Source organism: Streptomyces sp. NPDC050423 (assembly GCF_040655445.1).
GTDB lineage: Bacteria > Actinomycetota > Actinomycetes > Streptomycetales > Streptomycetaceae > Streptomyces.
Genome location: NZ_JBFAJY010000006.1, coordinates 154538 through 166173, shown reverse-complemented (window position 1 = coordinate 166173; position 11636 = coordinate 154538). Strand labels below are relative to the sequence as shown.

The following is an 11636-nucleotide window of genomic DNA, read 5'->3' as shown; positions in this document are numbered from 1 at the left end:
GCCACCCATGAGCCCCATGGCGTCCGGGTGCCTCACCCGGCAGGCTGGTCATATGACCATGAGCCCCCAGGTACCCGACAACGACCGGCCGCCGCCCGTCCGCTTCGCCCTCGACGCGTGCACCTGGAAGGAGATCGCGCATCTCCTCGCCAACCTCCCCATGGCGATCGTCGGGTTTGTTTACACGGTGTTCATGATCGCCGTCGGTGTGGGGCTCGCGGTCACGGTGATCGGTCTGCCCCTGCTGGCCGCCGGGTTGCAGGGTTCACGGCTGCTCGGCCGGGCCGAGCGGGGCCGGGCGCGCGGGCTGCTCGGGGTGCGGATCGACGAGCCGAGTCCGATGGCCCTGGTCCGCCGGGAGGAGGGGTTCTTCTCCTGGCTGTGGTCGAGCCTGAAGGACCCGGTGGGCTGGCGCGCGGTGCTGTACTCCTTCATCCGGCTGCCGTGGGGGGTGCTCACCTTCGTGGTGACGTTCGTGAGCCTCTTCGTCCTGTGGCCGGTGCTCCCCTATACGGCGCGGCTCATGTCCAACGCGGACCGGGGCATGGTGCGCGGACTGCTCTCGCCCTCCGACGAGCTGGAGAGCCGGATCGCCGAGCTGGAGTCGGACCGGGGTGTGGTCGTGGACACCGCCGCCGCCGACCTGCGCCGCATCGAACGCGACCTCCACGACGGCGCCCAGGCCCGCCTCGTCGCCCTCGCCATGGGGCTCGGGCTCGCCAAGGAGAAGCTGACCGACGACCCCGAGGCCGCCGCACGGATGGTCGACGAGGCCCACGGCGAGGTCAAGGTCGCCCTCCAGGAACTCCGCGATCTCGCCCGCGGCATCCACCCCGCCGTCCTCACCGACCGCGGCCTCGACGCCGCCCTCTCCTCCATCGCCTCCCGCTGCACCGTCCCCGTGACGGTGGGGGTGGATCTGGCGTCCCGGCCCGCGCAGGCCATCGAGGGCATCGCCTACTTCACCGTGTCCGAACTGCTCCAGAACGTCAGCAAGCACAGCGGGGCGCGCACGGCGTCCGTCGATGTGTGGCGGACTGCGGACCGGCTGCTGATCCAGGTATCCGACGACGGACGGGGCGGGGCCTCGCTGGACGGCGGTACGGGGATGTCCGGGCTGGCCGAGCGGCTGGGCGCCGTCGACGGTCTGTTCGTCCTCGACTCCCCGCCCGGCGGCCCGACGACGGTCACCGCGGAACTGCCCTGGCGCAACCGGGACGACGAGAAGAGCGCGGCCACGGCCGGCCCGGACCGGCCCGCCGCGGCCGAGCGGCGCTGAGGATCGCCGCCGGGCAGCCCCGAGGGGTGGGGAAAACCCCCGGCCGGAGAGGGATACCGCCCTCATGGTGGGCCGCTCACCGCGACAGCACACTTGAAGTGCACCCATGAAGCACGCACAGCAGACAGAGCCGGCCTTGCAGACGCAGACGCAGACGCAGACGCAGACGAGCAGAAGAAACGGACGGAACCCATGGCCACGACATACGGACCCGAGGCGCGGGACGATGATCGACCGGGAACCGGCTTCGGGGACGGCACCGCGGAGAGGCACTTCTTCCCGGCCTGGCTGCGTGCCCCCGTCGAGGGCCGGACCTGGCGCGAGTTCGCCTATCTGATGCTGAGCCTGCCGATCAGCATCGTGCTGTTCTGTGTCGCGGTCACCGTGACGTCGGTGAGCGCCGGCCTCCTCATCACCTTCCTCGGGATTCCGCTGCTGGCCGCCGGGCTGGCCGTGTGCCGCGGCTTCGGGGCGGTGGAGCGGGCCAGGGCCCGGGTCCTGCTGAAGCTGGACGTGCCCGCTCCCGCGCGGGTACGGGGCCGGACCGGCGGGCTGATGTCCTGGGTCGGGGCGGTCCTGAAGAGCGGGGTGTCCTGGCGGCACCTGCTCTACGCGGTGCTGCACCTCCCGTGGGCGGTCTTCGCCTTCTGCGTGTCGCTGACGTTCTGGTCGTGGGGCTGGGCCGCCCTCACGTACCCGTTGTGGCACTGGGCCTTCCCGACGCACGTGGGAACCAGCGGCATCCAGCTGTACGGGGACGCCGGCCACCAGGTCTACCTGGACTCCTCCCTCGACCTGACGGCGACCAGCGCCACCGGGTTGGCGATCGTCCTGGTCACCCCGTGGATCATCCGGGGTCTCGCCTCGGTGGACCGGCTGATGGTGGCCGGGCTGCTGGGTCCGTCGCAGCTGGCGACCCGGGTCACGGAGCTGGAGTCGGACCGGGGCGTGGTCGTGGACACCGCCGCCGCCGACCTGCGCCGCATCGAACGCGACCTCCACGACGGCGCCCAGGCCCGCCTCGTCGCCCTCGCCATGGATCTGGGGCTCGCCAAGGAGAAGCTGACCGACGACCCCGAGGCCGCCGCACGGATGGTCGACGAGGCCCACGGCGAGGTCAAGGTCGCCCTCCAGGAACTCCGCGACCTGGCCCGCGGCATCCACCCCGCCGTCCTCACCGACCGCGGCCTCGACGCCGCCCTCTCCGCCATCGCCTCCCGCTGCACCGTCCCGGTCACGGTCGAGGTCGACCTGGCGTCCCGGCCTGCGCAGGCCATCGAGGGCATCGCCTACTTCACCGTGTCCGAACTGCTCCAGAACGTCAGCAAGCACGCCCAGGCCACCCGCGCGTCCGTCGACGTCTGGCGGACGGCGGACCGGCTGCTGCTCCAGGTCACCGACGACGGGCGCGGCGGCGCCGGCCTGACGTCGGGCAGCGGTCTCGCCGGTCTGGCCGAGCGGCTGGACGCGGTGGACGGGATCCTGCTCGTCGAGTCCCCGGCGGGCGGCCCGACCAAGGTCACGGCCGAACTGCCCTGGCGCGGCTGACCACCCCTCCCCCCGTCACTCCACCTCCGGCCGGCTCCGGTCCCCCGGGGCGACGCAACCCTTCGACCACCCGCGGCGTCACCGCCGATACCGGGATGCTGGGATGCTGAACGGCATACGGGCGGGAACAGCGAGCAGTGGGGGAAGAGACGTCGTGGTGGAGGACAGGGTGCGCGTGGTCATCGCCGAGGATTCGGTACTGCTCCGGGAGGGACTCACCCGGCTGCTGACCGATCTCGGTCATGACGTCGTGGCAGGCGTCGGGGACGCGGAGGCGCTGATCAAGACGGTGAGCGACCTCGCCGCGCAGGACGCGCTGCCCGACGTGGTGGTGGCCGACGTGCGGATGCCGCCGACCCATACCGACGAGGGCGTGCGGGCCGCGGTGCGGCTGCGCAAGGAGTACCCGGGGATCGGGGTGCTGGTCCTTTCGCAGTACGTCGAGGAGCAGTACGCCACCGAGCTGCTGGCCGGGTCCAGCCGGGGCGTGGGGTATCTGCTGAAGGACCGGGTCGCCGAGGTCCGGGAGTTCGTGGACGCGGTGGTCCGGGTGGCGCAGGGCGGTACGGCGCTGGACCCCGAGGTGGTGGCGCAGCTGCTGGGCCGGAGCCGTAAGCAGGACGTGCTGGCCGGGCTGACGCCCCGTGAGCGCGAGGTCCTCGGCCTGATGGCGGAGGGGCGGACGAACTCGGCGGTGGCCAAGCAGCTGGTGGTGAGCGACGGCGCGGTGGAGAAGCACGTCAGCAACATCTTCCAGAAGCTCGGGCTGTCCCCCAGCGTCGGCGACCACCGGCGGGTGCTGGCCGTGCTGACCTATCTGAATTCCTGATGCCGCGGCCATCTATCTGACACTCTGTCAGATAGTTGCCGGGGCGCTCCCGGCGGCGTCCGGACAGGAGGACCGGACGCAGGAGCCGGACAGGGCGGGCGGCGACTCGCTGTCGGACCCTCTCCAGCGAGGGTCCGACGAGGAACCAGGTGGCTGGTGAATCATGGCGGAACAGCGCCGAAAAGCGTCTCAAAAGGCCGTCCATCATGTGATCGGCCAGAGGAAGGCGGCCCTTACAGACGTAGGGTGGGGCCTGGGACCGCCGGCGGGCCGGATGGTTCCGAGCCGCCGCGCCGAGGGAGGTCCAGTAAGTGACCAGCCAGGTCAGTAGCCCAGCCGAACACGCCGATGAGGCCAGTGAGGCGCTCGTGGGGGGACAGCGTGCCCCCCAGTCCGCAGCAGGCAACGGGGACAAAGAGATCCGCCGTCTGGACCGGGTGATCATCCGTTTCGCGGGTGACTCCGGTGACGGCATGCAGCTCACGGGTGACCGGTTCACCTCGGAGACCGCTTCCTTCGGGAACGACCTCTCCACTCTGCCGAACTTCCCCGCCGAGATCCGGGCCCCCGCAGGCACCCTGCCGGGCGTGTCGTCGTTCCAGCTGCATTTCGCCGACCACGACATCCTGACCCCGGGCGACGCGCCCGACGTGCTCGTCGCGATGAACCCGGCCGCGCTCAGGGCGAATATCGCCGATGTGCCGCGCGGCGCCGAAATCATCGTGAACACCGATGAGTTCACCAAGCGGCCGATGGCGAAGGTCGGGTACCTGACCAGCCCGCTGGAGGACGGCTCGCTGGAGGCGTACAACGTCCATCCGGTGCCGCTGACCACCCTCACCATCGAGGCGCTGAAGGAGTTCGGGCTCCCCCGCAAGGAGGCCGAGCGCTCCAAGAACATGTTCGCGCTCGGGCTGCTCTCCTGGATGTACCACCGGCCGACCGAGGGAACCGAGACCTTCCTGCGGGCCAAGTTCGCCAAGAAGCCGCAGATCGCCGAGGCGAACGTGACCGCGTTCCGGGCCGGCTGGAACTTCGGAGAGACCACCGAGGACTTCGCGGTCAGCTACGAGGTGGCCCCGGCCTCCCAGGCCTTCCCTGCCGGCACGTACCGCAACATCTCGGGGAACCTCGCGCTGTCCTACGGGCTGATCGCCGCGGGCCGGCAGGCGGACCTGCCGGTCTACCTGGGCTCGTACCCCATCACCCCGGCCTCCGACATCCTGCACGAGCTGTCGAAGCACAAGAACTTCGGTGTGCGGACCTTCCAGGCCGAGGACGAGATCGCGGGCATCGGCGCCGCGCTGGGCGCCGCGTTCGGCGGTGCGCTCGGGGTGACGACCACGTCGGGGCCCGGGGTGGCGCTGAAGTCCGAGACCATCGGCCTCGCCGTCTCCCTCGAACTGCCGCTGCTGATCATCGACATCCAGCGCGGCGGCCCCTCCACCGGTCTGCCCACCAAGACCGAACAGGCCGACCTGCTCCAGGCGATGTTCGGGCGCAACGGCGAGGCCCCCGTGCCGATCGTGGCCCCGAGGACCCCGGCGGACTGCTTCGACGCGGCGCTCGACGCCGCCCGGATCGCCCTGACCTACCGCACCCCGGTCTTCCTCCTCTCCGACGGCTACCTGGCCAACGGCTCCGAGCCCTGGCGCATCCCGGAGGTCGGCGGGCTCCCGGACCTGCGGGTCCAGTTCGCCGGCGGCCCGAACCACGAGCTGGCCGACGGCACCGAGGTCTTCTGGCCGTACAAGCGCGACCCGCAGACCCTGGCCCGCCCCTGGGCGGTCCCCGGCACCCCCGGCCTCGAACACCGCATCGGCGGCATCGAGAAGCAGGACGGCACCGGCAACATCTCCTACGACCCCGCCAACCACGACTTCATGGTCCGCACCCGGCAGGCCAAGATCGACGGCATCGAGGTCCCGGACGTGGAGGTCGACGACCCCGCTCAGGCCCGGACACTGGTCCTGGGCTGGGGCTCCACCTACGGCCCCATCACCGCCGCCGTCCGCCGGCTGCGCGCCGCCGGGCACCCCATCGCCCAGGCACATCTGCGCCATATCAATCCGTTCCCGCGGAATCTCGGCGAGGTGCTGAAGCGTTACGACAAGGTGGTCGTCCCGGAGATGAACCTCGGGCAGCTGGCCATGCTCATCCGGGCCAAGTACCTGGTGGACGCGCACAGTTACAACCAGGTCAACGGCATGCCGTTCAAGGCCGAGCAGCTCGCGACGGCCCTCAAGGAGGCCATCGATGCCTGAGACCAATGAACTCCTCCAGCCCGAGACCGGGACCGAGCCGAACGAGCTCCTTCAGCTGGTGCCGAAGTCCGAGGCCAAGCAGTCGATGAAGGACTTCAAGTCCGACCAGGAAGTGCGCTGGTGCCCCGGCTGCGGGGACTACGCGGTCCTCGCCGCCGTGCAGGGCTTCATGCCCGAACTGGGTCTGGCGAAGGAGAACATCGTCTTCGTCTCCGGCATCGGCTGCTCCTCCCGTTTTCCGTACTACATGAACACCTACGGGATGCACTCGATCCACGGCCGCGCCCCGGCCATCGCCACCGGACTCGCCTCCTCCCGGCGGGACCTGTCCGTCTGGGTGGTCACCGGCGACGGCGACGCGCTCTCCATCGGCGGCAACCACCTCATCCACGCCCTGCGCCGGAACGTCAACCTGAAGATCCTCCTCTTCAACAACCGGATCTACGGGCTCACCAAGGGCCAGTACTCCCCGACCTCCGAGGTCGGGAAGATCACCAAGTCGACACCGATGGGGTCGCTGGACTCCCCCTTCAACCCGGTGTCGCTGGCGATCGGCGCGGAGGCGTCCTTCGTCGCCCGTACGGTCGACTCCGACCGCAAGCACCTCACGAGCGTGCTGCGCGCGGCGGCCGACCACCCCGGCACGGCGCTGGTGGAGATCTACCAGAACTGCAACATCTTCAACGACGGCGCGTTCGAGGTCCTCAAGGACCGGGAGCAGGCCCAGGAGGCCGTGATCCGGCTGGAGCACGGGCAGCCGATCCTCTTCGGCACCGACGGCGCCAAGGGGGTCGTACGGGACCCGCGGACGGGTGATCTGTCGGTGGTCGCGGTCACCGAGGAGAACCGCTCGCAGATCCTCGTCCACGACGCGCACGCCGCCAACCCGAACACCGCGTTCGCGCTGTCCCGGCTCGCCGACCCGGACACCTTGCACCACACCCCGATCGGGGTGCTCCGCAGCGTCGAACGGCCGGTCTACGACACCCGGATGGCCGAGCAGCTGGACACCGCCGTCGAGCGGGACGGCAAGGGCGACCTGGGCGCGCTGCTCGCGGGGAACGACAACTGGACCGTGGTCGGCTAGATATCGCCGTCCGCCCTGTCCGGCAACGCCGAGCGGCCTCCGGGAGAACATCCCCGGGGGCCGCTCCGCGTTGCCGAACGGCTGACATTCCCGGCGTCCGGCGATTGCGGACCGGGCTCCGGCCGGCATCCGCGCACCATGTGGACATGACCCTGGACCGTCCGGCGTACCGCATCAAACGACGGCTGCTCGGCAAGCCGCTGACCACCGAGCACATCAGCGACGAGAAACTGAACAACCGGACGGCGCTCGGGGTGCTCGCCTCCGACTGCATCAGCTCGTCGGCGTACGGCTCCGAGGAGATGCTCCGGGTCCTCGTGCCCGTCGTCGGCGCCGCCGCGTTCACGATGATCATGCCGGTGACCTTCGCGATCCTGCTGGTGCTGCTGCTGCTGACGCTCTGTTACAGCGACGTGGTGATGATCTACACCCGGGCGGGCGGATCGTACGTCGTCGCCCGGGAGAACTTCGGGCCGAACGTCGCGCAGATCGCCGCCGTGGCGCTGCTCGTCGACTACATCGTCACCGTCGCCGTACAGGTCTCGGCCGGCACCAACGCCCTCATCTCGCTCGCCCATCTGGCCGGCAACCAGTTCACCGGCCTGGACCATCTCCAGCTGCCGGTCTCCGTCGGCGTGATCGTGATCCTCGCGTACGGGAACCTGCGCGGGGTCCGTGAGGCGGGGCGGCTCTTCGCGCTGCCCGCCTACCTCTTCGTGGCCGCCGTCGGCCTGATCCTGGCCGTCTCCGCGGCGCGCGGGCTCACCGGCGGACTGCCGCACGCCGATCTGCACGCCGCCGGGGTCGTGCCGCTCGGCACCCCGGGCAACGGCTGGCTCTACGGCGCCTCGCTCTTCATCGTGCTGCGCTCGTTCGCCAACGGCGGCTCGTCCCTCACCGGGCTCGAAGCGATCTCCAACGGCATCTCCGCGTTCCGTGAGCCCCAGGGCCGCAACGCGCGCCGCACCCTCATCACCATGAGCGTGATCCTCGGCATCCTCGTGCTCGGCGTCTCCACGCTGGCGCACTACACCCATGCCGTCCCGTACACGGACGGCACGCCGACCGTCATCGCGCAGGAGGCCCATCTCGCCTTCGGCGGCGGGATCGTCGGCACGGCCGGGCTGATCTTCGTGCAGCTGGCGACCGCGCTGGTCCTCTACACGGGCGCCAACACCCCGTTCACCGGCTTCCCCTACCTGGCCAGTTTCGTCGCCGAGGACCGGTTCCTGCCGCGGGTGCTGACCCGGCGCGGGCACCGCCTCGCGTTCTCCAACGGCATCATCGCGCTGACCGTCGTCTCACTGGCGCTGCTCCTGGCGACCGGCGCCAGCGTGGACAAGCTGGTGGCGCTGTACGCGATCGGCGTGTTCACCGCGTTCACCATGGCGGGGGCCGGCCTCACCGTCTACCACCTGCGGCGCCAGGACCGGCACCGCAGAACGAAGATCATGCTCAACGGGCTCGCCGCGGTCACCTCGGCCGCCGTCGTGCTGATCTTCGCGGTCACCAAGTTCACCGAGGGCGCCTGGCTGGTCGTGGTGGTCTTCCCGCTGGGGGTGTGGACGCTCATGCGGATCAACCGCGAGTACCGGCGCGAGGCCGCCGTGCTCCAGGGCATCCAGGCCCCGGGCGCGGACCGGGCGATGTACAGCCGCCACCTGGTCCTGGTCCTGGTCGAGGCGCTCGACCTGGCGACGCTGATGGCCCTGCGGTACGCGCATGAGCTGCGGCCCGACGAGGTCCGGGCGGTGCACTTCGCGATCGACGAGGCGTACGCCAGGCGGCTGGCCGCCCGCTGGGAGGCGACGGCCGCCACCGCCGTCCCGCTGGAGCTGGTGGCGTGCCCGGACCGGCGGCTGCGCCACGCGATGAAGGAGCTCGCGTACCGCAGCACCGAGGACGGCGAGACCTGGCTGACGGTCCTGGTGCCCCGACGGACGTACAGCAACGCACTCGGGAAGCTGCTGCACCGGGGCACCGGCGAGAAGATGGGCAAGACGCTGACGCAACTGCCGCACGTGGTGGTGACGATCCTGCCGTTCGACGTCTCGCGGGCGCTGCGGACGATGGAGGAGCGGCACCGGCCCGGGGAGGGCTGACCCGGCTCAGCCGGAGCCCCGGCCGCTCGCGTCGTACGCCGTGCGCGCCGCGTCCACCGCGTCCAGGTGCCGTTCCGACCAGCGCGCCAGGCCCCACACCTGCTCGGCCGCCTCCCGGCCCATCGCGGTGAGCGTGTAGTCCACCCGTGGCGGGATGACCGGCTTGGCGTCCCGGTCCACGAAGCCGTCGCGCTCCAGCGTCCGGAGCGTCTGCGACAGCATCTTCTCGCTGACCCCGCCGACCTCGCGGCGCAGCTCGCTGAAGCGGTACGAGCGTTCCAGCAGGGCGGCCAGCACCAGGACCCCCCAGCGGCTGGTGACGTGTTCGAGCACCACCCGGGACGGGCACATGGGCTCCCGCACGCTCGGCTGCCGCACATCCGGCCGCTTCTCCACACTGCTTACGCTCATACCAGTACCTTACTTCAAAGTGCGTACTTTCTTTTGGTTAGCGCCCTCCTTAAGGTGAGTAACAGAAAGCGCGAACGGAACATAAACATCCAAAGAGGAGCGACACTCCATGAGCATCGTCGTCACCGGAGCCACCGGAGAGCTCGGCCGGCTGGTCATCGACCAGCTGCTGACCACCACGCCCGCCGACGGGATCGCCGCCGTCGTCCGCGACAAGGAGAAGGCGGCCGGCCTGGCCGCCCGCGGCGTCGAGCTCCGGATCGCCGACTACAACCGCCCGGAGACCCTGACGGGGGCCTTCCGGTCCGGCGACCGGGTCCTGCTGATCTCCGGCAGCGAGGTCGGCAGCCGGATCCCGCAGCACGCCGCCGTCATCGACGCGGCCAGGGCGGCGGGCGTGGCGCAGCTCGCGTACACGGGCGTCCTGGGCGGCCCGGACGCGGACTTCCTGCTGGCCGACGAGCACAAGGCGACCGAGCAGCTGATCCTCGACTCCGGACTGCCGTACACCTTCCTGCGCAACGGCTGGTACACCGAGAACCACACGGCCAACCTGGCCCCCGTCCTGGCCCACGGCGCCGTCGTGACCAACGCGGGCGAGGGCAGGATCGCCTCCGCGCCCCGCGCCGACTACGCCGCCGCGGCCGCCGCGGTACTGACCGGCGAGGGCCACCTGGGCAAGGCCTACGAGCTGAGCGGCGATGCCGCCTGGTCGTTCGCGGAGTACGCCGCCGAGGTCGCGAAGGCGTCCGGCCAGGAGATCGTCCACAACGACGTCCCGGCCGCCGCGCGCCAGGAGATCCTGGTCGGCGCCGGTCTGCCCGCGGAGCTCGCCGCGATCCTGGTGGACGTGGACGAGGCGACGCGGCGCGGACGGCTCGCCGGCACCAACGGCGACCTGGCCCGGCTGATCGGCCGCCCGACCACCCCGCTCGCCGAGACCGTCGCGGCTGCCGTCGCCGCGGAGCGGAAGAAGAACGTCCAGTAGGGGAACCCGCGGCAGGGCTCCGGACCCGATGTCATGACCGTCTGGCGATACGGCAATGACACCGGGCCCGGTCGGCGTTACCTTCGTCTGGCTGACGTAGGCAGCGCCGACGCACATCTGCCGGGAGGGCCCGTGAAGGGAACGAACGATCAACGGGCCGGGCTCCTGTCCGGATTCGCCGCCTACGGGCTGTGGGGACTGGTCCCGCTCTTCTGGCCACTGCTGAAGCCGTCCGGCGCGGTGGAGATCCTCGCCCACCGCATGGTCTGGTCCCTGGGCGTCGTCGGCATCGCGCTCCTCGCGCTGCGCCGCTGGTCCTGGATCGGCGAGCTGCTACGGCAGCCGCGGAAGCTGGCCCTGATCACCGTCGCCGCGATCGTGATAAGCATCAACTGGGGCCTGTACATCTGGTCCGTGAACCACGGCCACGTCGTCGAGGCCTCCCTCGGCTACTTCATCAATCCGCTGGTCACCATCGCCATGGGGGTCCTGCTCCTGGGCGAACGGCTGCGCCCCGTGCAGTGGGTGGCGGTCGGCACCGGCGTCGCGTCGGTGCTCGTCCTGGCGATCGGCTACGGGCAGCCGCCGTGGATCTCGCTGGTCCTGGCGTTCTCCTTCGCGACGTACGGCCTGATGAAGAAGAAGGTCAACATGGGCGGCCTGGAGTCGCTCGCCGCCGAGACCGCGGTGGTGTTCGTGCCCGCGCTCGGCTACCTGCTGTGGCTGGGCGCGCGGGGCGAGTCGACCTTCCTCTCCGGGGGCGCCGGTCACGCGGCGCTGCTCGCCTCGACCGGGGTGGTGACGGCCGGACCGCTGATCCTGTTCGGGGCCGCGGCGATCCGCGTACCGCTCTCGACGCTCGGCCTGCTCCAGTACCTGGCCCCGGTCTTCCAGTTCATCCTGGGAATCGTGTACTTCCACGAGGCGATGCCGCCCGAGCGGTGGGCCGGCTTCGCTCTGGTCTGGCTGGCGCTCACGTTGCTGACCTGGGACGCGCTGCGAACGTCACGGCGCACGAGGATGCAGGTGCTGTCCGCGCGACAGGCCGCGGCGACGCCGGCCGATCCCGCCGCGGACGGTTCCGCTTCCCCTCCCGCGGTGACGACCCCGACCCCGTGACCCACACCG

General features: G+C 70.8%; 9 protein-coding genes. 8 read left to right on the top strand and 1 reads right to left on the bottom strand.

What is annotated here, in order from left to right; translation table 11 throughout:
• Positions 1 to 52 precede the first annotated feature (52 nt).
• From AB0I52_RS07280 to AB0I52_RS07255, 6 genes are all read left to right on the top strand, one after another.
• Complete coding sequence (locus AB0I52_RS07280; protein WP_363069790.1) at positions 53 to 1279, top strand: sensor domain-containing protein; 1227 nt, start codon at positions 53 to 55, stop codon at positions 1277 to 1279.
• A 192-nt stretch (positions 1280 to 1471) separates the two neighbouring features.
• Positions 1472 to 2827, top strand: coding sequence for a sensor domain-containing protein (locus AB0I52_RS07275; RefSeq protein ID WP_363069788.1), 1356 nt, complete (start codon positions 1472 to 1474; stop codon positions 2825 to 2827).
• 169 nt (positions 2828 to 2996) lie between these two features.
• Positions 2997 to 3656, top strand: coding sequence for a response regulator transcription factor (locus tag AB0I52_RS07270; RefSeq protein WP_363069889.1), 660 nt, complete (start codon positions 2997 to 2999; stop codon positions 3654 to 3656).
• 311 nt (positions 3657 to 3967) lie between these two features.
• On the top strand, positions 3968 to 5920 hold the full coding sequence (locus AB0I52_RS07265; RefSeq protein ID WP_363069786.1) for a 2-oxoacid:acceptor oxidoreductase subunit alpha: 1953 nt from the start codon (positions 3968 to 3970) through the stop codon (positions 5918 to 5920).
• Complete coding sequence (locus AB0I52_RS07260) at positions 5913 to 7007, top strand: 2-oxoacid:ferredoxin oxidoreductase subunit beta (protein ID WP_363069784.1); 1095 nt, start codon at positions 5913 to 5915, stop codon at positions 7005 to 7007. Before AB0I52_RS07265 ends, AB0I52_RS07260 begins: the two co-directional genes overlap by 8 nt.
• A 146-nt stretch (positions 7008 to 7153) precedes the next feature.
• Complete coding sequence (locus AB0I52_RS07255; protein ID WP_363069782.1) at positions 7154 to 9109, top strand: APC family permease; 1956 nt, start codon at positions 7154 to 7156, stop codon at positions 9107 to 9109.
• A 6-nt stretch (positions 9110 to 9115) separates the two neighbouring features.
• Here AB0I52_RS07255 and AB0I52_RS07250 read toward each other — a convergent pair whose 3' ends face one another.
• Positions 9116 to 9520, bottom strand: a complete 405-nt coding sequence (locus AB0I52_RS07250; RefSeq protein ID WP_363069780.1) for a helix-turn-helix domain-containing protein — start codon at positions 9518 to 9520, stop codon at positions 9116 to 9118.
• Between the two features lie 109 nt (positions 9521 to 9629).
• On the opposite strand from AB0I52_RS07250, the gene AB0I52_RS07245 reads away from it, so the two are divergent.
• Together AB0I52_RS07245 and rarD are read left to right on the top strand one after the other, a co-directional pair.
• On the top strand, positions 9630 to 10508 hold the full coding sequence (locus AB0I52_RS07245) for an SDR family oxidoreductase (RefSeq protein ID WP_363069778.1): 879 nt from the start codon (positions 9630 to 9632) through the stop codon (positions 10506 to 10508).
• A 132-nt stretch (positions 10509 to 10640) separates the two neighbouring features.
• Positions 10641 to 11627: an EamA family transporter RarD gene (rarD, locus tag AB0I52_RS07240; RefSeq protein ID WP_363069776.1), complete on the top strand. Its 987-nt coding sequence runs from the start codon at positions 10641 to 10643 to the stop codon at positions 11625 to 11627.
• Positions 11628 to 11636 lie beyond the last annotated feature (9 nt).

Coding starts and splice junctions, on each gene's coding strand:
- AB0I52_RS07275 (WP_363069788.1), top strand. CDS start 1,472: ATGGCCACGACATACGGACCCGAGGCGCGGGACGATGATCGACCGGGA.
- AB0I52_RS07260 (WP_363069784.1), top strand. CDS start 5,913: ATGCCTGAGACCAATGAACTCCTCCAGCCCGAGACCGGGACCGAGCCG.
- AB0I52_RS07280 (WP_363069790.1), top strand. CDS start 53: ATGACCATGAGCCCCCAGGTACCCGACAACGACCGGCCGCCGCCCGTC.
- AB0I52_RS07255 (WP_363069782.1), top strand. CDS start 7,154: ATGACCCTGGACCGTCCGGCGTACCGCATCAAACGACGGCTGCTCGGC.
- AB0I52_RS07245 (WP_363069778.1), top strand. CDS start 9,630: ATGAGCATCGTCGTCACCGGAGCCACCGGAGAGCTCGGCCGGCTGGTC.
- AB0I52_RS07250 (WP_363069780.1), bottom strand. CDS start 9,520: ATGAGCGTAAGCAGTGTGGAGAAGCGGCCGGATGTGCGGCAGCCGAGC.